Here is a 22,713-nt window from a genome sequence, read left to right on the forward strand (position 1 = left end):
TATTTCAATGATTACTTCTACTTATGATAAAATGAAACGCATAGGGAAATAGGGAGGTAACAATGGATCCGTTAAAAGTATTCGTAACTGTAATCGAACTGAAAAACTTTTCAAGAGCAGGGGATATCCTGAACCTGTCGCAGCCCGGAGTCAGTCTTCACATAAGGAATCTGGAAAATGAGTTAGGAACGAAATTAATTTATCGTTCCCCCAAACAAGTTCAAATAACAGAGCCGGGAAAAATTTTGTATAGACATGCAAAGCAAATGCTTAATCATTATGAGACCGCAAAAAGAGAAATAAATGAATTTAATAACGTGGTTAGCGGAACGATGAAAATAGGTGCAAGCTTCACGATAGGGGAATATTACCTACCAAAAGTATTGGCAGAATTTGCGGCACAATATCCGATGGTGGATATACAAATCATCATCTCTAATTCAAATGATGTCATTCAAGGAATCCGTTCGAATAAGCTTGATATAGGGTTGATAGAAGGGGAAACTGATTATAAAGATATAGATGTCATGCCCTTCATGAATGACGAGATGATTGTGGTCGTTCCCCCGGATCATCCACTTTCACAGATGGATTTCATCGAGGGCAATATGCTCCAAAACCAAACATGGGTACTTAGGGAGCAAGGATCGGGAACCCGTACATATTCCGATAAACTTCTGAGCAGTCTGGAGTTAAACATAAAGAAAACCTTTATTTTCACCAGTATCCAAGGAGTGAAAGAAGCGGTGATGGCTGGACTCGGCATTGCTTTATTATCCCGATTGACAGTACAAAAAGAATTGAAGTCCAATGAATTGAAAACTTTCCATTTGAAAAATGAGCCCCTAATAAGACCTTTTTCGATCGTGAAAAAGTTGGACTTCGAAGCATCAAAAGCCATGGAGCTATTTCTAAGGAAGGTCGAAGAATTTGCGATAAAGGGCCGTCCTAAATAAAACCTGAACATTTGCTCATCCTTTCATTTTCAATGAAGAGGTTGGGCATTTTTAACGACGAATTATTATTAATTTTAATGAAAACGTCGAAAGTAATTTGGAATATGTCAATGTTTAAACGAATTTTACGTATTTTAACATAATTGCAAACATATAAATTAAATAGGTAGTCTCCAGGAAATTCTAAGTCCCTGTAGACTTTTCCTGATATTAATAATCTTAAAAGGAGCAACCACATTGGCTATAGAGGAGCAGAAAGATAAACGGATTTCTGTTTTCGACAGGATTATAGGATTCATGCCAAAATTTTATGTGATTGGGACAATTTTAATTTTTGTTTACACGTTAGTCGCGATGGCTCATTTAGGTATCCAAACTTTAAAAAAGCCAGAGGAAACCATTGTACCTGCCCCCCCTGTTTCTCAGGGATTTGAACATACATTGATATCGTTAATCATCGAACCTATCGTAACATCTGAATTTTATCAAATCATCTTTAACACATTATTCCTTTACCTAGTTTGGATATTGCTATTCCTATTAGCCCCGATTGCTTTTTACCGTTTAAAACACTTTAAATTCTTTAATATCGAAATTGAAATTGAAAAACAAGATGCAGCCGTTTATGAAGTATTCAGCATGAGCAGTTCAAAAATGAAATTTGCAGCCTATTTAACATCCGAGGAATTTCAATTGGAGATATCAGAGGAAATTGCCAACAGCAAAGACTTTATAACACCCTTAATCTATACATTGGACTGTGCCGTGGATTTTTATTCCGATCAATTAGGTCTTTCCTTTACCTATGATATCTATACCCTGAACCAGTTCAAAAAAGCAAAGCTGCCTAAATCCATCAAAGCGATGCTTGAAAAGTCCATTCAAACCAGCGATCCGTGCATTACGAATAAAAGCAATAGCGATAGTGAATATTACAAGAACTTTCTTATCCATTATTTCGAAAACATGGACGGGAAATTCGTCACCGTCTTAAATAGTTATCAAACTGAATTCGATACATTCGATAAATCACTGCTTAAAATCCTGCAAAACGTCATATACGATTACTATTTACAATATAACTATATTTACGAAGCAAGTGAGAAGTTGGAAAAGAATGAAACCATTTCCCCTAATAATTAAAAAAACCACCCTACAAGTGGTTATTTTTTTTGGAAAGGTGATTGTTAATTATATTTTGGACAATTACATTATTACCAATGAGCTCTGACGATTTATTTACATGCTGTTCCCGAAAATCCATGTTCTTTATTTTCTTGGACTTTTTCCCATTTTTAAAATTATTGAAGGCATTTAAAAAAGCTATCTGAATCACTCCCCTTATAGATTAGTATATTCATATTTTGGATAAAATTTCATGAAAAACCTCAATTTACTGAAAAATATTTTGCGTATTTAGAGTAATGAAATTTACCTAAACAAAGCAATTATAGACATTTAGAAAAAGTGTTATAAATGTACGAAAAGGTATTTTATTTGCTCTAATCAATGATTTCTATGGCTTTATTTATAAGAACTAGAGAAATTTTCCCCAAAATGTTGTATAGTTAGGTATGCAGAGATTCGAACAAACATTCGTTTCTTGAGCAGATTACTTCTTAGAGGCAGGAGAGAGACAGTGAACGGGACAGCACACATGGCCATAGGGGCAACAGTTGGATTCTTGACAGCAAACACACTTCAAACAGATCCGACCACCACTTTATTCTTGGTGGGCATCGGGGGAGTTTCAGGGCTGATGCCCGATATGGATATTGATGGGAAGTTAAGTAATAGGATTACCTTTTCACATAAGTTTATCCGAACGATAGCACAAACGATTGGAATTTTAATGATCATTTATAGTCTTTTGGAAGGCTCTGAAACGGAAAAGTGGATCGGTGCAGGGGCAGGAATCGGAATCATCATTATTTCATCTTTCATTAGGCAAAGGCATATGCTGACCTTGACTGGATTAGCGGTATTAGGAGGCGGTTTATCTTTGCAGGAAAGCTGGTTGTGGCTGTTGGGAGTCTATATAATCCTGGCATCCTTTACACCACATAGAAGTTATACCCATTCGATTGCCGGTAGCGCTTTCTTTGGCATCATTGCCTTTCAATTCGAAGCCTTTATGGGGATTGACGGAATTTTCGCCACTTGTTCATTAGGATACATAAGTCATTTAATTGCAGATTTGAAATGTTTACCTTTTAATAAACGTGGAGTGAAATTATTTCTTCCATTTTTCTCAAAAGAATTTTGACAGTGGTTTTTTACCGCTGTTTTTTTATGAAGAAAAGATAGTTTTATTAAGGTGCTTTTCAATATATTGAATGGACACTTGATTCGACTTATTTCTATGTTTTATATGGTCATTCTTCCTAAATCTACTAAATGTAACATATTCGTAAAGTTCCTGTGATGCGAGTGATATAGCTTTTCTAGTATATTAGGTTTAGCAAATCACATCAGGGGGTAAATATTTTGTTTAAGAAAATTGTCGTCGGATTGTCATTGGCTATCACGCTTGTAACCGCATCCTTTGCCGGAAACCAAGCGGAAGCTGCTTCATATCATACAAAAGCGATTAAAGTGGCTAAAAGTGAACTAGGTACAAAATATAAAATGGGTGGCATTTCTTCATCAGGTTTTGATTGTTCGGGTTTAGTGAAGTATTCATATCAAAAGGCTGGTAAGAATTTACCAAGAACTGCTGCTGACATATATAAAAAAGGAAAGAAAGTTAAAAGCCTGCAAAAAGGTGACTTAATGTTCTTTGCACCAAATAAAGCGAAAAAACCCACACATGTGGCCATATACATAGGAAACAATGAATTCGTACACTCGTCATCATCAAAAGGAGTGTCATACGCTAAAACCAATAATAGTTATTGGAAGCCAAAGTATATCGGTGCGAAACGTATATAATAGAAGAAAATCAATCTTAATATAAAAAAGCTAAGAGACTTAATGAAGTCTCTTTCAATTTGTAGACAAAAAGGTTTCGGAAGGATTCATTCCGAAACCTTTTTGGTTTTTTATTGGAATTGAATAGCTATTGCGGAAAGGAAAGCATGGCATGGGTTGAACAACGAGGGGACTTTTAAGAAAGTATCGATATCACCTCAAGTATTAATACTACTTAAAAACAAAAAAGACTGTAGGCAAAAGTGTTCTATCTTAAAATTAGGCTCTTTTCGTAAAGATTGTTGTTTTTAAAACGAAACTATTTAAGGTTGATTGGAGCGGAAGTGCGAGACTCCTGCGGGAGCAGCGGGACAGGTGAGACCCCACAGGCGTTTACGCCGAGGAGGCTCACCGCCCGCACCAAGGAAAGCGAGTACCTGGAGTGGGAATCCAACGTTTAAAAATTGTACTAACCATAAAGAGACTTAATAAAGTCTTTTTTTGTTTTAAACAGGCTCTTTTCGTTAAGATTGTTGTTTTTAAAACGAAACTATATAACGGTGATTGGAGCGGAAGTGCGAGACTCCTGCGGGAGCAGCGGGACAGGTGAGACCCCACAGGCGTTTACGCCGAGGAGGCTCACCGCCCGCACCAAGGAAAGCGAGCATCTGGAGGGGAAATCAACCACACCGCACTACTTAGTAAATAGCAACAAAGTATGCGAAAACAGCCAAAAAATAAGAGTGAATGAGGCACATGGACAAGAGAATTCGCATTTTGCTAATAGTTTAAGGTTATGGTGCGTCCTGAATTGGGTAATCGGTAGTATGAAGCATTCATGAAAGCTTTTTAGTTGACTGGGAATGGATAGTTTAATATGCTAAGCAAACCAAATCGAAGGAATTCCTTTTTTTCAAAAAAATTCCCAGACAAAATTATTGAAAGTCAAAGAAGGTCAATGTATAATAAAGTCAGAAAGTCAAAGAAGGTCAAAGATTTGCTTTCAATTTAATTTTTTAAAGGAGGAGTACTACATGCTTTGTGAAAAATGCCATGTAAACCAAGCTAATATTCAAGTTCACCTAAATATGAATGGTCAGGAGCATGATGTGAAACTGTGCTCCACTTGTTATAAAGAAGAACGAAACAAACTTGGAGCAGCTATGGGCGGAATGGATATGGGGAAATTCCAATTTAACGGATCTCCAAATTCATTCAATCCATTTAATTATAATGGTGTATCAAAACCGGATTCAGCTGAAAATGGCGAGGACGGAGGATTGCTTGAGGAGTATGGCCGCAATTTGACCGATGCTGCAAAAGCAGGACTTATTGATCCGGTAATCGGACGAAATGAAGAAATCAAACGCGTCATTGAAGTTCTAAACAGACGCAATAAAAATAATCCAGTTTTAATCGGTGAACCTGGTGTCGGTAAAACAGCCATTGCTGAAGGTCTTGCTTTAGCGATTGTTGAAGGTTCGGTGCCAGTGAAATTACGTAATAAGCTAGTATATATGCTTGATGTAGCATCCCTTGTTTCCAATACTGGAATTAGAGGGCAATTCGAAGAAAGAATGAAGCAATTGATCAGCGAATTACAGGAAAGGAAAAATGTCATTTTATTCATCGATGAAATTCATCAGCTTGTGGGGGCAGGTTCGGCCGAAGGATCAATGGATGCAGGAAATATCTTGAAGCCTGCACTTGCACGCGGCGAACTTCAGCTTGTCGGAGCAACCACTTTATCCGAATATAGGAAAATTGAAAAAGACGGTGCCCTTGAAAGACGTTTCCAGCCTGTACAGGTTAACGAACCTACAACGGCTGAGGCATTGGTCATCTTACGCGGTTTAAAAGAAAGTTATGAATCTTATCATGGTGTAACATATAGTGAGGAAGCCCTAAAAGCGGCTGTTGAACTTTCGAACCGCTACATTCAAGACCGATTCCTCCCTGACAAGGCAATAGACTTAATGGATGAAGCTGGTTCCAAATTGAACTTGACCATCGAAGACGGCCAGGTAGAAAACATGAAAGAACGACTGGCGCAAATTTATAAAGAAAAAGAAATGGCTTTAAAAGAAGAAGCATATGAAAAAGCTGCCGTTCTTCGTGATGAAGAAGAAAAACTGGAAAAGTCATTGCAAGCAGGGGAAGATGCAATTAAGCCAACCGTAACCGTTGAAGACATTCAAAATATCATCGAACAAAAAACCGGCATTCCTGTAGGTAAGCTCCAAGAAGATGAGCAAGAAAGAATAATTCATCTCCAAGCGGAGCTGATGAAAAAAGTAATCGGGCAGGAAGAGGCTGTCAAAAAGGTATCCAAGGCCGTTCGAAGAAGTCGTGCAGGGTTAAAATCCAAAAATCGTCCTACCGGTTCTTTCCTTTTCGTCGGTCCGACAGGAGTCGGTAAAACCGAATTGGCGAAAACTCTTGCCGAGGAATTATTCGGGGACAAGGACGCTATGATTCGTCTTGACATGAGTGAATTCATGGAGAAACACAGTGTTTCCAAATTAATTGGTTCTCCTCCTGGATATGTAGGACATGAGGAAGCTGGACAATTGACGGAAAAAGTTCGCCGCAAGCCTTACAGTATCATCTTATTGGATGAAATCGAAAAGGCACATCCGGATGTCATGCATATGTTCCTGCAAATCATGGAAGATGGCCGCTTAACCGACAGTCAAGGCCGGACCGTTACTTTTAAAGATACCGTGATCATCATGACGAGTAATGCAGGAGTCGGTGAGAAACAAAAAGTAATGGGATTCGGTACAAGTTCAGCTGTGGACGAGGCTTCAATCCTGCAATCTTTAGGGAGCTTCTTCAAACCGGAATTCTTGAACCGGTTCGATAGCATCATTGAATTCTCTGCATTGAAGAAAGAAGATCTTCTGCAAATTGTTGATATCATGATTCACGAGCTAGACGAAACACTTGCTGCAAATGGTTTATCTTTAGATGTGACCAATGAAGCGAAACAAAGGCTAATTGAACTCGGATATCACCCAACTTTCGGGGCGAGACCGCTCCGCCGTGTTCTTCAAGAACAGCTCGAAGATGGCATCACCGACTTTATCTTTGAGCAGCCTGAAGTTAAGAACTTCACTGCAATTGTTGAAGATAACTCAGTGAAAATTATTAAAACACCATAAAGAGTACTAGAAATGCCTCCAAGACCGTAAAACTGTTATGGAGGCATTTTTTTCTTTTTTTGGATTCACTTTTCATTAAACGATAAGTAAGGTCCAGCAAAATGACCTGCTGCTTTCGATTATTAAATATAGATTTCTGAATTTTCGACATAATTTGCAGATTGGATGTTTTGATGGGTAATGCCTGTGGAATCATAACATAATGGAAGATTCGCTCATGATTATAAAAATGAATAATTCCTGTTCTAAAATGGGAATTTCAATGGAGGAATGACCTATTAAAGATTCACTTTCTTATTTTGAAGAGGAAAATAAAAATAATCAAAAACCTATGGATAATGAAACGGAAAATCAGTTGGAATCCCTGCCGATTGCTAATATTAATCCGGTAAACCCGTCAGAAATGGATGATTTATATTTCTATGAAGGCAAAGATTTAGGGAATTCCTATCTTAAAGATAAAACGGCATTCCGGTTATGGGCACCACTTGCATCTGAAGCCAAGCTAGTTACTTATAAACATTGGGATGATACAGATGGAATGGAGATTCAAATGGTTCGTTCGGAAAAGGGGACCTGGACCATTGAGCTGAACGGAAATCAGGATGGATTGATTTATACATATAAAGTGAAAGTGGGAGAAACCTGGAGTGAAGCCGTTGATCCCTATGTTCGCGCAGTTACTGTTAATGGTGAAAAAGGGGTCGTGATAGATTTAACAGATACGAACCCAAAAAGGTGGACACGGGATAAACCTCCTCTTGAAAAAGCTGAGGACATAGTCATTTATGAATTGCATACACGGGATTTATCGATTCATCCCGAAAGCGGAATCCATCATAAAGGTAAATTCTTAGGAGTAGTTGAAGCCGGAACCAAAGGTCCAGAAGGAGCGAAAACGGGTCTTGATCATATTAAAGATCTAGGTGTTACCCATGTTCAGTTTATCCCGATATTTGATTTTGCTACAGTCAATGAAAAGAAATTGAATGAACCACAATATAACTGGGGATATGATCCACAGAATTATAACGCTCCCGAAGGCTCTTATTCGACTGATCCGTATCAGCCAAAAGTAAGGATCCGGGAGTTAAAGGAAATGATACAAGGTTTACATGACCACGGGTTACGAGTGATCATGGATGTTGTATATAATCACGTTTATTCTGTGGAAGACTCAAACTTCCATAAACTCGTTCCCAAATACTTTTTTCGCTATAACGCCGATGGCACCTTATCGAATGGAACTGGTGTAGGAAATGATACTGCTTCCGAACGTAAAATGATGCGAAAATTCATCGTTGAATCTGTAACCTATTGGGCGAAGGAATTTAACCTTGATGGTTTCCGTTTTGATTTAATGGGTATTCACGATGTGGAAACGATGAATGTAGTGAAAAAGGCACTGGCAGAAATTGATCCGACCCTCATTGTTTTAGGCGAAGGCTGGGATATGGATACCCCCTTGGCCCAAGAGCTGAAAGCAAATCAAAAGAATGCTTTTAAAATGCCTGGAATCGCTCACTTTAATGATGCGATCCGTGATGGTTTAAAAGGGTTTGTCATGAATGAACATGATAAGGGATTCGTCAATGGCAAACCAGGAATGGAAGATATTATAAAAAAGGGCATCGCTGGTGGTTTGAAATATGATGAAGATATCGCCACATATCAAAGACCCGATCAGGTGATCAATTATGTTGAAGCACATGATAATTATACGTTATGGGATAAGCTGCTCATCACTAATCCAGATGCTACGGAAGAAAAACGGAAACAGATGCATAAATTAGCTTCTGCAATTGTCTTACTGTCACAGGGAATTCCCATGATACATGCTGGACAAGAGTTTATGCGCACGAAGGATGGAGATGAAAACAGCTATCAATCTTCTGATTGGATTAACAGGTTGGATTGGAAAAGGAGAGCGGAGTTAGATCGGGAAGTGGAGTATATGAAAGGGCTGATTTCTCTCAGGAAAAATCATTCTGTTTTTAGGTTAAGCACACCCGAAGAAATTGAGGAGCAATTACAATTCATTGATGCTCCGCCAAATGCGGTTGCATTCACCTTACAACATCAAGATTATAAAATGGCAGTGATTCATAATGCAAATTGGGACGCGATAACCATTACTCTTCCGCACGAGGGTAATTGGTCCGTTTTAGTGGATGGTCAGCGTTCGGGCCTGGAAGAAATTGATAGGATTAAAGGGAGTCAGATAACTGTTGCCCCTTTAAGTTCGTTTGTATTGAAAGCTCAATGATACTAAAGTCGAAGTGAGTGAATACTATGTCTCACTTCGGCTTTGGTTCATTTTCTAATATGAAATTGGTCAAATGAAGACTTCCATCATTCACTTTCACAAGTTTGAGAAAATTTGTGCGAGGGTAGAAAATACCAAATGATGAATTTTATCGTTTTTTAAGAGGGGAGCGATTATTTTGCCAGAGAAAGTGCATGTAAAAATCAATGGTGCTGAGACCAGTGTGGAAGGTAATCAAACAATATTACAAATGCTGACGGATAGCTCCATTGAAGTCCCGAATGTTTGCTACCACCCTAGCCTAGGTCCTATCGAAACATGTGATACATGTTTAGTGAGCGTTAATGGGGAACTAGTTAGATCATGTTCCACCATGATCAAAGATGGGGATGTAATCGATACAGCCGGAGCAGAGGTAAAAGAAGCACAGGTCATGGCGATGGACAAGATATTATATAACCATGAGCTTTATTGTACGGTTTGCGATTATAATAATGGCACTTGTGAAATACACAATACCGTTAAGGAAATGAAGGTAAATCATCAAAGTGTTCCTTTTGATCAAAAACCCTATGAAGTGGATCGGACAAATCCATTCTATCGATATGACCCAGATCAATGCATCCTTTGCGGCCGTTGTGTTGAAGCTTGTCAAGATGTACAGGTCACTGAAACATTGACCATTGATTGGGAAGCAAAACGTCCGCGTGTCATTTGGGATGATAATGTTCCAATCAATGAATCTTCATGTGTGTCATGTGGGCACTGTTCCACAGTTTGCCCGTGTAATGCAATGATGGAAAAAGGGATGGAGGGTGAAGCCGGATTTTTAACTGGCATCGCTAAACAAACTCTTCGACCTATGATAGAAATTACGAAAAATGTTGAAACGGGTTATGGCTCGATTTTAGCGATTTCAGATATGGAATCCGCCATGAGGGATGCAAGGATCAAGAAGACAAAAACGGTTTGTACATATTGTGGTGTAGGATGCAGCTTTGACGTTTGGACCAAAGACCGTAAAATCCTTAAGATCGAACCGCAAGTGGAGGCACCTGCAAATGGAATTTCGACTTGCGTTAAAGGGAAATTCGGATGGGATTTCGTGAATAGTGAAGAAAGACTAACAAAACCTTTAATTAGAGAAGGGGATGCGTTCAGAGAGGCTGAATGGGAAGAAGCCCTTGAATTGATTTCCCGTAAATTCACCGACATCAAGGATTCTCACGGTCCGGATTCGATGGCTTTCATAACGTCTTCCAAATGCACCAATGAAGAGTCCTATTTAATGCAAAAGCTGGCTAGGGGCATCATCGGCACGAATAATGTTGATAACTGTTCCCGGTATTGTCAGACACCGGCTACTTTGGGACTATTCAGAACGGTTGGATATGGTGGAGATACAGGGGGCATAAAGGATATCGAAAATTCCGAACTTGTATTGATCATAGGCTCCAATACATCCGAATCACATCCCGTGTTGGCTACAAGAATCAAGCGTTCCCATAAACTGGGGAAACAGAAGCTGATAGTCGCAGACATCAGAAAGCATGAAATGGCTGACCGTTCCGACCTCTTCATCCAGCCTGCTCCGGGATCGGATATGATATGGCTATCGGCCGTCACTAAATATATCGTCGATAAAGGTTGGACAGATAAAGACTTCATTAAAAATCGTGTAAATGGGATGGAGGAATATATCAAGACATTAGAACCCTACACAATGGATTATGCGGAAAAAGTAACAGGCGTAGCTAAGGAAGATTTAATTACGTTGGCAAAAGCCATTCATGAAGCGGGAAGCGTTGCAGCGCTTTGGGCCATGGGCGTTACCCAGCATGGCGGAGGAAGTGATACGAGTACTGCAATTTCCAATCTCTTGCTCATAACGGGCAACTACGGTAAACCAGGAACAGGCACTTACCCTTTACGCGGACATAATAATGTACAAGGAGCCAGTGATTTTGGCAGTATGCCGGATCGCTTGCCAGGTTATGAAAAAGTAACGGACAAAAAGGTACGCGCGAAATATGAAAACATCTGGGGTACAAAAATTCCTGAAAACCCTGGCCTTAATAATCATGAAATGGTCGAAGGGATTCATTCAGGTACCATTAAAGCCATGTACTTAAAAGGCGAAGATATGGGGTTGGTCGATTCGAATATCAATCATGTCCATGAAGCTTTTGAAAAACTGGACTTCTTTGTGGTACAGGATATCTTCTTATCAAGAACGGCTGAATTCGCGGATGTCGTTCTTCCCGCAAGCCCAAGCTTTGAAAAAGAAGGTACTTTCACGAATACGGAACGCCGTATTCAACGTCTTTATCAAGTCTTTGAACCGCTTGGCGACTCAAAGCCTGATTGGCAAATTATAATGAATGTGGCGAATTCATTAGGAGCGGGGTGGAATTATGAGCATCCAAGTGAAATTATGGAAGAAGCCGCTAAACTATCACCGTTATATGCAGGAGTAAGGTATGAACGCTTGGAGGGTTATAACAGTCTTCAATGGCCAGTGACGCCAGATGGTAAAGATACGCCACTGTTATTCACGGAAGCATTTCCTTTCCCTGATGGAAAAGCAAGGTTATTTCCAGTCGAATGGACCAAACCGATCGACTTTGGGGATGAGTTCGATATCCATGTGAATAATGGCCGTTTATTGGAACATTTCCATGAAGGAAACATGACCTATAAATCAAAAGGCATCACTTCCAAAACGCCAAAAGTCTTCCTTGAGGTATCCCGGGAATTGGCAAACGATAGAGGGCTTGAGGATGGCACTCTTGTTCGGCTCACTTCACCGTATGGACATGCAAAAGTGGAATGTCTGATTACGGATCGTGTAAAAGGTAAAGAAGTTTATCTTCCGATGAACGATTCAGGTGACGGGGCAATCAACCAATTGACAAGCAGCCATTCAGATAAAGATACTGATACTCCTGCCTATAAGGAAGTTCAAGCAAAAATGGAAGTGCTCAGGGTCAAAGGAGACAATCCATTGCCGAGCATCAACCATCGTAATGGGAATCCTCAACCGCAAATGGGTGTACAAGTACAAAAAAAATGGGCCCGCGAAGATTATATATTCCCTGGTGACCTCTTGAAGATCAAAAAGGAGGAGAGGAACCGTGGCTAAAGCGACAAAAGTGATCAATCGAATCAGCATTAGTGATCAAGAAAGAAGAAGGATTGAACTCGAGGATATCGAGCGTACCCTATTGGAAAATAAAGAAGTGATTAAAGAAACTTTTGAAGTCATGAAGGGCATGCAGGATCGTGGGATATTATCGATGGTTAACAGCTTGTTGAAGGAAGGGGATAAAGTACTGAACATTCTTGTCAAGACAGGGGACACCCCAGAAACGGCAAATACGCTGAAAAATCTGCTTCTCATACTTGGCACATTAGGGACACTTAATGTTCAGCAGCTTGAACCGCTAATCCTCAAAGTCAACTCAGGGATTGCCCGTGTGGCCGAAGCTGATAAAACGCCAGAAAAGCCAAGTTATTTAGCGTTACTGCGTTCCTTGAATGACCAAGAAGTCAAACAAGCCATGACCTTCCTGATGACTTTCATTAAAGGAATGGGAGAAGATACAAGCGATTTAGAAAGAACCACCCAATTACCGGAGAATCAGCATTTGCATAAAACGAATGAAACAGCGGAAATAGAACGGCCCACCTCCAGAAAATCATACGGATCAAGTATTCCCGGTAAAAGCGGAAACGATAAAAAAAGAAACACCGGTTGGTTTTGGATTGCAACTGGAGTTTCACTCGTAACGATTCCACTAACCTTAGCTAAAAGGAAGAAATAAAGTGCATTGCTCGTTAAATATTGAAATGGACGTAGAATCGTATAAGAAATTGACTTTATTTTTTGAGAATCCACTAAAAATATTTAAGCCGATGATCGCCAAAAGGGAATGCATCGGTTTTTTTCGTTGAACGTGCTATCAAAATTTCTCTCGCCATCCTTTTTTTACATATACTTATATGAGATACAAATAATAAAAGCAATCATAAGTGAAACGAACACACACTTAATTATTAAGGGGCGGAAAAGTTAGAATAGGACGCTCTTTTAAAAGAGCTAAAGAAAACCTACAACCGATGGCACCTATTATGTAAGGGAGTGAAAATGTAAAGATATTGATGAAAGAGCTCGGGCATAGTTCAGATTTGTCCGTGAATGGTTGAATCTCCACACCAAAAATCGGTAAAGCCAACTGTAATCCACCTTGACTGATTGGCAGATGGTAACATCATTATGGAATGGAAAGAGTTGATTCCTACAGGTATCACCGTGCCTTTTGGAGAATTGATTACGATTACGATGATCCTTCCGTATTTGAATAAAAAGAGTTCTGCCGTTAAAGTGGGCCTCTTTGCATAATTATAGGTGGGGTTTCCTTAACCCTCAATTCGATCGTTCTTTGTCCGTATTACGTCCTTATTGATAACCGCTAATATAAAACAAAAAATTAAACCGGCTGCTTCATGAAGAGGGAGGCTGCCGGTTTTTGATAGCTGAGGATATAAACAAATATAAAAAAATATGGTAAATAACAAGAGCAGAAAGTAATCTTCTCCACGACCTACAATCAAATATTGTTTGATTCTAAAGAAAGAGCCATATATTCAAGCCCTGTAGGTTGTCGAGGAGTATAATAAGTAAATACGTGCCTAAAAACATAATGATGGTAGCGCTCTTATCACAGTATCACCTCATTCTTTTATCTTAAAGCGTGGTAAATACTTTAAAATTATGTACGAAAGTTGTACCAGAAAGCCATTTTAGTATAATTGACATTTTAAATCCTAATAATTAAGGAAACTTATGCTTGTAGAAACAGCATACGTGCCATAAAATGGGAGTATTAAAAGGAGCAAGGAGTGTAAAAATGAATCTGAAATTAATGACGGTCACTATGGGAATCTGTTTTTCGATAATACTTTCAGGTTGTTCAAGTGAAGAGGAAAGTGTTGTACAAAAAGAAAGCGGCCATGAAGGACATTCAGAGCATACGGTATCCGGAGATCTTCAGGAGGAGACAAGCAGTAAGGAAATAGCACCTGATTTCTTAGCCGAAAAACCGGAGGATATGAAGACAATCTATTTAGCTGTTGCACAAAATAAAGATTTACTAGAAAAAATCCCTTGTTATTGCGGTTGCGGAGAGTCAGCTAACCATAAAAATAATTATGATTGCTTTATCCATGAGAATAAAAAAAATGGGGAAGTGGTTTGGGATGACCACGGGACAAGATGCGGAGTTTGCTTGGAAATTGCTGCGCAATCCATATTGGACTTGAATGATGGCATGAGCGTCAAAGAGATCCGGAATAAAGTCGATGAAAAATATAAAAGTGGGTATGCCAAACCAACTCCTACCCCTGAAGTGTAAGTGAAAAAAAGTATGAAATTCTAGACTGAAATGATAACTTGGAAAAATGGCTTTGGCCCGATATTCTTTCGGAAAAAGGCCATTTTTTAATTTCTTGGAGCGATGGATTTTTCACATATATATTATTGGTCAAAAAGGGGAATACTTCCATTAAACATTCAACCGTAAAGGAGCCATCACCTTGACATTAATTCGCCTTGGTTATGTAGCCATGAGTAATCATGTGCCAAACTGTTCGCCATCCCAAACGATGACTTATACTCAGTTTTCGAAGATTAAGGACAGAGATGCAGCGATAAGGAAGCTCGAACGCCTTTCAATATCCAATCTTCATAATTGCTGGCGTTTACTGATTCATAACGAAGCCAATAATATTCAGTTCTTTAGGCTTTCTTCAAAACTTATCCCTTTAGCCAATCATCCGGAAATTCCAGAATGGGATTACATAGAAGCTATTTCAGAAGAACTGGCTAAATTAAAAACATTCATAAAGAATCACCCCAAAATAAGGATAGATTTTCATCCAGATCATTTTGTCATCTTGAATAGTTCAAATATCGATATTCTGAAGACATCCTTAAAAACATTAAGGATGCATTATACATTATTAAAAAAAATGGGAGTGGATCCCGAACATCGTTGTGTTTTACATGTTGGCGGGGGGTACGGCGAGCATGTACAGGCATTAGAGCAGTTTATCCAAAATTGGGGTTTGATTCCGGAATCGATTCAAAGAATGGTCATTCTGGAGAATGATGATACTACCTTTACTTTGTCGGAAACCCTTTATTTATGTGAAAAATTGGGAATACCAATGGTTTTTGATTATCACCATCACCTCGCACATCATTTACCAAATGAAGATTGGAAAGATCATTGGGACCGAATATTGACTACCTGGAGTAATTCCAAACTACACCCTAAAATACATATTTCAAGTCCAAGGTCCGATAAAGAATTTCGAGCACATGCTGACTTTGTGGATACTGGGATGTTCATGGAATTTTTGCAACAAATAAAGGGAAGCTTACCACATCTCGACTGCATGATTGAAGCAAAACAAAAAGATGGAGCGCTTTTCCAGCTGATGGAGGAGCTGAAAAGTCACAAAGACATAGAAATCATTGATGGTGCCAGTTTTTATATTCATTAATGGATTGGGGGATATTTGACAAAGGGAAGTAAATGAGATTCTCTTTATCAAATATCCAGTGTTTACATAACATAATTATTGTTAATAGAATGGTCGCGTTTCCTGTATTCGAATTCCGTTATCAATGAAAAATTGTTTAGAAAGAACAAGGGGTCAAAAGTCATAATAGTTATTGCAAAACTTATATGTTATAGGTATAATGACCTTAAGAAAACGCTTACATAACAAAATAATATTTTTTTGGGTGATAGCATGTACCTTACTGATACGAATGAGAGTAAGAAAAAGTTGACCAATTTATACAACGAGGTGTGCAAAGGTCTGTTTGGGGCTGGTACTACTTTGTTAAAAATAGAGATTGATGAACGGTTTATTACTTTTCGGACGAAACATAGAAGAACACCACAATCTCTTGCTTTAGAAAGTGAGGTTCCTGCACTAAAACGAGAAGTTGACTTCCAGATGTCTCAAATCTTTAAAAAACGTATGAAGGAAATATTGGAGCAGGATCTTAATTTGAAGATCGAGGTAATCCTGCGCGATTACGATTACGTTACCCAATGGTCCATCACAGAAGTAATCCTGTCTGAAAATTCATAAATATTGTAAGAATATCATTGTCGCTACTCTTTTGATTGATTCTTAAGAGATGAGACGTATACGGTAAAGACGAGTAGCCATTTACTTTGTTTACAAAGCGAGGAGCGCTTGTTAGAAAGGTTTTTCTTTCTATACAAGCGTTCTTCGCTTTTTTTATATCATCCTGTTTTATATAGAAAAATTTCAAAGAAAAGAGGAGGAATTATCTTGAAGCCAGTTTATCTTCTTGGAGTTATTCCGTTTATCGGAATTCTAATTGGTACCGTTTTTGCCAGCAGGGTGGAGGCAATCGTACTTGGAATGCCATTCTTACTGTTTTGGCATACGCTTTGGCTGGTTATCTCATCAGTATTAATGTTGATAATCTACAAGCTGGATCCTATCAACAAGGAGGAAAATGAATGAATATCGCACTCTTGATCATTACTCTCTTCTTGCTGTTTGCTCTGTTTGTGGGGATTCGTGCGAAAAAAGGGAAAAAAATGAGTCTTGAGCAATGGACAGTGGGTGGCAGGGGCTTTGGTACGCTTTTCGTTTTTCTGTTAATGGCTGGGGAAAACTATACGACATTTACCTTTTTAGGTGCTAGTGGTTATACCTACGGCAAAGGTGCACCTGCCTTTTATATTTTAGGCTATGGCTGCCTCGCATTCATCATGTCTTACTGGATGTTACCGGCAGTTTGGAAGTACGCCAAAGAGCACAAGCTGCTTTCCTTTCCCGATTTCTTCTCAAGTAAATACAAAAGTCCTGCACTTGGTATTGTAGTTTCCCTCGTTGCTGTCTTGGGTTTGAACTCTTTGTTAATGATTCAATTGAAAGGTTTGGGTATCATCGTTTCTGAAACTTCTTATGGATTGATTTCATCTAGCATGGCCATGTGGATTGGGGTCCTTACCATGATCGTTTATGTAACCATATCCGGTATTCACGGTTCTGCCAGCATTGCAGCATTTAAAGACTTAATTATTTTAGGGATTGCCCTCTTTTTAGGGATTTACCTGCCCATTCACTATTACGGCGGTTTTGAATCCATGTTCCAAGCGATTGATTCAACAAAACCAGAATTCCTCACTCTCCCTGCTAAAGGACAAAGTATATCCTGGTATTTGTCTACCATTCTGGTAGTAGGTCTTGGCTATTGGATGTACCCTCACTCTTTCCAAGCAACTTATTCCGCTAAGAGTGCAAAAGCATTGCGTAAAAACGCGATTATTATGCCGTTGTATCAAATATTGATTGTATTAATTTTCTTTGTGGGCTTTGCTGCAATCCTGCAAGTGCCTGACTTGGAAGGAACGGATGCTGATCTTGCTTTACTTCGTGTTGTAAAAGAAACGTTTAATCCTTGGTTTGTAGGGATTGTCGGTGGTACAGGATTACTGACAGCTTTAGTACCTGGTTCAATGATTTTGTTGAACGCTTCTACGTTATTTGCTAAAAACATATACCAAGTTGTTTCGCCTGTTGCTACTGATGCTCGTGTGATGTTTGTCGCCAGAGCTATGGTTCCAGTTTTTGCACTCTTGTCGCTTTACTTTGTTTTTCAAGGGGGGAACTTTATCGTGGAGTTGAGTATTTTCGCTTCCTCTATTTTGACTCAGTTGTTCCCGGCATTCATCTTCAGCTTGATGAAAAAGCCGTTCGTAACCAAACAAGGTGCTTTTGCGGGAATTATAGCCGGTGCCATTTTCCTTGCTTATTTCACCATCACCAAAACACAGCTTGTCATACTTTTCCCGGATTGGCCCTCGCTCATCACAGACATTAACATTGGATTCATTGCACTGACATTGAATGCCTTAGTCCTAGTCATCGTTAGCTTGATAACTCGTAAAGAAACGGAGTTGACAGATTCCTAATTACCCAATTAGTTTCGGAGACTAGATGTTAATAAGATAGGAGAATCAACATGCAAACAGATTTGCTTATCACCGATGTCCATGTGTACAGCCACACATTAAAAAGCTTTGTTCACGGGAACGTAGCAGTTTTGAACGGGAAGTTCATGTATACCTGAACTGAATAAGCCAAACTGGGAACCATTCCAATAACGGTTTGGGGGGAAGGTAAAGAAAAAAGAAAAGCGTGAGGTGAGCTAGATGAAAAATCAGCTTGAGACAATAGCATCCGTTATTAAAAGCACTGATTCATGCGCGGTTGCGAATTTTGCGACAAAGATTGAAAGGAGGACTATGTTCATGAGAAAAGAAAGACTGCCTCGGATTACAATCCTTGCTGTTGGGGGGACGATTGCCGGAAAAGGAGCCAATACCACGCAAATCACTCAGTATCAGGCGGGTGTAATGACGGTAGAGGCGTTAATAGATGCAGTTCCACAGATTCGAGAGCTGGCAGAGGTTAGTGGTTATCAGATTGCCAACATTCCTAGCTTTGCTATGACGGATGAGCTTTGGCTCCAGTTAGCCGGTAAGGTAAATGAGCTGCTCTCCCACCCTAATTGCGATGGAGTAGTGATTACACATGGTACGGACACATTGGAGGAGACGGCGTACTTTCTTCATCTAACCGTAGCAAGTGATAAGCCCGTCGTAATAGTAGGTGCGATGAGGCCTGCCACAGCACTTAGTGCAGATGGCCCGCTCAATTTATATAATGGCGTAGCACTAGCCGCAAGTGAAGCGGCACGGGGTCATGGTGTTTTGATTTCTTTAAATGGCAGGATTGGTTCGGCGCGAGAAACGACTAAGCTTCATACTACTGCTGCTGATGCCTTTGCTCCGCATGAAGCTGGGTTATTGGGATACATGGTAGATGGCAAGCCGCATTTTTATTATAAAAGTTTGCGAAAGCATACGGTAGATTCAGAGTTCGATGTGTTTGGAATACCCCAACTACCTCGTGTTAATATCTTTGTTGGGCATAGTCAGGACACACGAGATCTGATTGATGCTGCTGTTGCTGCAGGTACAGCAGGAATTGTACATGCGGGCACAGGTAACGGCGGGATTTTCCCCTTAACTCGTCAAGGATTACAAGCTTCTAGCAAACAGGGAGTGGTGGTTGTTAGCGCTTCTCGGATTGGCAATGGACTGGTAACGGCAAAACCGCTTGATTTGGAAAGTCATTTTGTCGTTTCTGACAATTTGGCTCCACAAAAGGCCAGAATTCTACTTCAGCTGGGCCTAACCAAAACAAATCAATCAGCAGAAATACAACGGATGTTTCAAATATACTAGGTTAACTATGGTACCTTCAGTGAAAATAAGACCCTATGACAGTCGCCGTCGTTTGCCTGCCGATTGTTTCAGAAAACACCCGGTAATTATTGAAATCAGTTTTAAAAGATTCAAATTACACATAAGTAATGGAGATAACCCGTCATTGCTTCGTTATTTTAAATTGTAAATATACACAACCAGCCGTCCCCAAAATTCATCTGGTAAAAAGACGAAGCCATTTTACTAGAATAGTCTTGTCTCCTCATTACACAGAAAGTGGTGATTTTATGGGAATTGAAATTAGCTTGAACTATATAGAAGAAAAACTTGAATCATATCTTCAAAGCGTTTATAAACACCTTCATCAGTATCCGGAATTAAGTACCGAGGAATATGGCACCCAGAAATTCATCGAGAGTGAATTGCAGAAGTTAAACATTCCATATAAGAAAATGGCAGACACAGGGCTCTGTGCGGAAATTCGTGGGGATCAACCGGGCAATACCATTCTCCTGCGTTCAGACATTGACGCTTTACCCATTAGAGAACAGACGGACTTGGAATATAAGTCCAAAAAAGAAGGAGCGATGCATGCTTGCGGCCATGATGCACATATAACGGTTGGGTTAGGTGTGGGGGCTTTATTGCAAGAAAGTAAAGCAAAATTAAAAGGAACAGTGAAAATCATGTTTCAACCATCGGAGGAAGTTCATCCAGGAGGAGCAATTCGTATGATTGAAGAAGGAATTTTAGAAAATCCCAAAGTGGATGCGGCAATCTGTATGCACACCAATCCTTACTTACTACCTGGTCAATTCGAAGTAAAAGAAGGTTATATGCTAGCAAGTAGCGACAGAATTTATATTTCCTTGATTGGAAAAGGTGGTCATGCAGCAGCTCCGCATCAAAGTGTTGATGCTATCGCGATGGCCGGTCAATTCATCTCAAACATCCAAAACATTGTTGCAAGACAAGTATCCCCAGTTGATAACGCTGTCGTAACAATTGGCAAAATACAGGGAGGCTACACATCTAATGCGATTGCTGATCGGGTAGATTTATCCGGCACGGTGCGTACAATTAAAAAGGAAACACAAGATGCCATTGAGGCAAAAATTGAAGAACTGCTACAATCGGTAACGAATTTTTGGGGCGGTTCCTACACGTATAAATACGAACGAGGATATCCGGCCACTTGGAATGACAAACGCATGACTCAGATGGCGAAAAACGCTGGAGAGATTTGCATTGGTAAGAACAGCATGGTTGAATTGGAGAATCCTTATATGAGTGGAGATGATTTTGTCTTCTTATCCAGTTCTGTTCCTTCTGTTTTCATCTATTGGGGAACAGGTACGGAGGGTAAAGAAAGTTTTCCATGGCATCATCCGAAATTCCATGTTAATTTGATGTCTTTGAAATATGGCGTGGCCCTTGCAGCCCAAATTATTTTAACTTTTTTAAATGAGGAGCAGACATGAACAATTTTACTAGTTTAAAAGAAGGGTAAACAGGGTGAGTTGAATTTAGCGAGTTTGGAGCAGCATTCTAACAATGCTGCTCTGTCTTGTTTGACCATCCAAGAACATATTGACCAGAAAGAAGGATTGAATGGTGTCTAATTTATCTTCATTAATAATCTGGTTAGCAGGGGGAAAAGGCTCCTTTTTTATAATTGGGAATACGATAGTTATTCTGTTGTCTGTTTGATCAGCTTGTATTTTCCTTCGGAACAGATCGATGCCTCTCTCCATGGTTCATTTATTTTCGCAGGAATATATTGTAATCAAAGCCGAATATTCTATAGCAAGGTCGAAATCGGCGGCTTTTTTAATATCGAAAGCAAACTATGTTAAAAATTAGAAAAATAGTTATTTTTTAATATTTTATAGACAATATAAAATAAAAATCACAAAAAACGAGCTCCATATTTGGCTTTTAAAGCTATTGTTTTAATTCATTGGAGTCATAAGTCAAGAACCGATTAAAAGCGCTCTATGAAGCTATAAGACGGCGAAAGGAGGATGGTAGATTACAAGCTCTTCCCGGGTCACTTTTGTTAGAATATTCCGAATGTAACAAAGGACCTCTATTGATACATTCGAAATCCCGTTAAATCAAGCTTTATAAGCGTATCAAAAATTATAAAACTTGCCTTTTTTTAAGCTGTTCACGTACAATGAAAGAAGGAGAAAGGGGAATGAGCCGTTCATGCAAGCAACCTCTCAAAGAATTAAAAATGTTCAGCCGATACGCAGGTTGGATCACATAGAAAAGATGAAAAAATCACTATTAAAATATTGCAGCTACAGGGATTATATGATGTTTTCAATCGGGATAAACATCGGATTACGTATAGGGGATCTTTTACAATTGCGAGTGAAAGACATCCTTGAGGGTACGCATATAGTCATTGTGGAGCAAAAAACAGATAAAATTAAGCGGTTCCTTGTCAATCCTCAGCTTCGTAAGGAAGTTAGGAAGTATGTCCGCAAATCGAACCTGAAAAATGAACAGTATTTATTTCCAAGTCGAAAAGGTAATGGTCCAATCACCAGGGTGCAGGCCTATCGAGTTCTGAACAAAGCGGCTGAAATGGCAGACATTCCGGATGTCGGTACACATACCCTCCGAAAAACCTTCGGCTATTTGCATTACCAAAAATTCAAGGATATCGCTCTACTACAGCAAATTCTTAATCATTCCAATCCCAAAGATACGATGATTTACATAGGACTCACACAGGATTTAATGGACGAAACATTAATGGATTTCTATTATTAATTGAACGGACGAAGACAACTCCTGTATTTTTCATTCTTTTTATATGGATAACACAGTCCTTAAATAGAGCATTATTATAGAGAAACATTATTTCGTTATATCTGAAAGGCGAGATAAAACCGGCATCATTGGTGCGGAGAGGTGAAAGGGGTTTCGGAGGGGGATAAGCTCCTTATACTAAGAAAATCGCCTTCTATGAGGATTTTTGAAAAATATAAGAGTTTTGTTAGGGCAACAGTTTTAAATCAACCGAATGACTTTTCAAAAAAAGACTAGAATATGAA

15 protein-coding genes and 2 pseudogenes are annotated in these 22,713 nt (G+C 39.3%); all 17 read left to right on the forward strand.

Translation table 11 applies throughout. The features are described from left to right. Nucleotides 1–62 precede the first annotated feature (62 nt). Nucleotides 63–956: a selenium metabolism-associated LysR family transcriptional regulator gene (locus OTG27_RS24350; RefSeq protein ID WP_268938402.1), complete on the forward strand. Its 894-nt coding sequence runs from the start codon at nt 63–65 to the stop codon at nt 954–956. Nucleotides 957–1,193: 237 nt separating this feature from the next. Next, nucleotides 1,194–2,099: a hypothetical protein gene (locus OTG27_RS24355; RefSeq protein ID WP_268938403.1), complete on the forward strand. Its 906-nt coding sequence runs from the start codon at nt 1,194–1,196 to the stop codon at nt 2,097–2,099. 496 nt (nt 2,100–2,595) lie between these two features. Continuing rightward, on the forward strand, nt 2,596–3,222 hold the full coding sequence (locus OTG27_RS24360; RefSeq protein ID WP_268938404.1) for a metal-dependent hydrolase: 627 nt from the start codon (nt 2,596–2,598) through the stop codon (nt 3,220–3,222). A gap of 221 nt (nt 3,223–3,443) precedes the next feature. Continuing rightward, the gene (locus OTG27_RS24365) at nt 3,444–3,887 is read left to right on the forward strand and encodes a C40 family peptidase (RefSeq protein ID WP_307730179.1); all 444 of its coding nucleotides are present in this window, start codon (nt 3,444–3,446) and stop codon (nt 3,885–3,887) included. 1,013 nt (nt 3,888–4,900) lie between these two features. After that, on the forward strand, nt 4,901–7,030 hold the full coding sequence (locus OTG27_RS24370) for an ATP-dependent Clp protease ATP-binding subunit (RefSeq protein WP_268938405.1): 2,130 nt from the start codon (nt 4,901–4,903) through the stop codon (nt 7,028–7,030). 388 nt (nt 7,031–7,418) lie between these two features. Continuing rightward, nucleotides 7,419–9,296: pseudogene (gene pulA / locus OTG27_RS24375) on the forward strand (type I pullulanase); the annotation flags it as partial. 178 nt (nt 9,297–9,474) lie between these two features. Then, on the forward strand, nt 9,475–12,438 hold the full coding sequence (fdhF, locus tag OTG27_RS24380; protein ID WP_268938406.1) for a formate dehydrogenase subunit alpha: 2,964 nt from the start codon (nt 9,475–9,477) through the stop codon (nt 12,436–12,438). Next, nucleotides 12,431–12,952 (forward strand): annotated as a pseudogene (locus OTG27_RS24385) (helical membrane plugin domain-containing protein); the annotation flags it as partial. The gene fdhF and the pseudogene OTG27_RS24385, both read left to right, overlap by 8 nt. A 620-nt stretch (nt 12,953–13,572) precedes the next feature. Further along, complete coding sequence (locus OTG27_RS24390) at nt 13,573–13,698, forward strand: hypothetical protein (protein WP_268938408.1); 126 nt, start codon at nt 13,573–13,575, stop codon at nt 13,696–13,698. A 508-nt stretch (nt 13,699–14,206) separates the two neighbouring features. After that, complete coding sequence (locus OTG27_RS24395) at nt 14,207–14,710, forward strand: PCYCGC motif-containing (lipo)protein (RefSeq protein WP_170956451.1); 504 nt, start codon at nt 14,207–14,209, stop codon at nt 14,708–14,710. Nucleotides 14,711–14,891: 181 nt separating this feature from the next. Continuing rightward, nucleotides 14,892–15,863: a UV DNA damage repair endonuclease UvsE gene (gene uvsE, locus OTG27_RS24400; protein ID WP_268938409.1), complete on the forward strand. Its 972-nt coding sequence runs from the start codon at nt 14,892–14,894 to the stop codon at nt 15,861–15,863. Between the two features lie 252 nt (nt 15,864–16,115). Beyond that, nucleotides 16,116–16,463, forward strand: coding sequence for a Na-translocating system protein MpsC family protein (locus OTG27_RS24405; RefSeq protein WP_268938410.1), 348 nt, complete (start codon nt 16,116–16,118; stop codon nt 16,461–16,463). Between the two features lie 207 nt (nt 16,464–16,670). Continuing rightward, nucleotides 16,671–16,868: a DUF3311 domain-containing protein gene (locus OTG27_RS24410; protein WP_268938411.1), complete on the forward strand. Its 198-nt coding sequence runs from the start codon at nt 16,671–16,673 to the stop codon at nt 16,866–16,868. After that, complete coding sequence (locus tag OTG27_RS24415; RefSeq protein WP_268938412.1) at nt 16,865–18,325, forward strand: sodium:solute symporter family protein; 1,461 nt, start codon at nt 16,865–16,867, stop codon at nt 18,323–18,325. The genes OTG27_RS24410 and OTG27_RS24415 overlap by 4 nt, the downstream gene beginning before the upstream one ends. Before the next feature lie 240 nt (nt 18,326–18,565). Further along, a complete protein-coding gene (locus OTG27_RS24420) occupies nt 18,566–19,663 on the forward strand; it encodes an asparaginase (RefSeq protein ID WP_268938413.1) in 1,098 nt (365 codons plus the stop codon). Between the two features lie 269 nt (nt 19,664–19,932). Further along, nucleotides 19,933–21,126 (forward strand): M20 metallopeptidase family protein, encoded by a 1,194-nt coding sequence (locus OTG27_RS24425; protein WP_268938414.1) that lies wholly within the window; start codon nt 19,933–19,935, stop codon nt 21,124–21,126. A 730-nt stretch (nt 21,127–21,856) separates the two neighbouring features. After that, a complete protein-coding gene (locus OTG27_RS24430; protein WP_194719377.1) occupies nt 21,857–22,429 on the forward strand; it encodes a site-specific integrase in 573 nt (190 codons plus the stop codon). Nucleotides 22,430–22,713 lie beyond the last annotated feature (284 nt).

This window comes from Peribacillus sp. AS_2, from assembly GCF_026891895.1.
Lineage (GTDB): Bacteria > Bacillota > Bacilli > Bacillales > DSM-1321 > Peribacillus > Peribacillus frigoritolerans.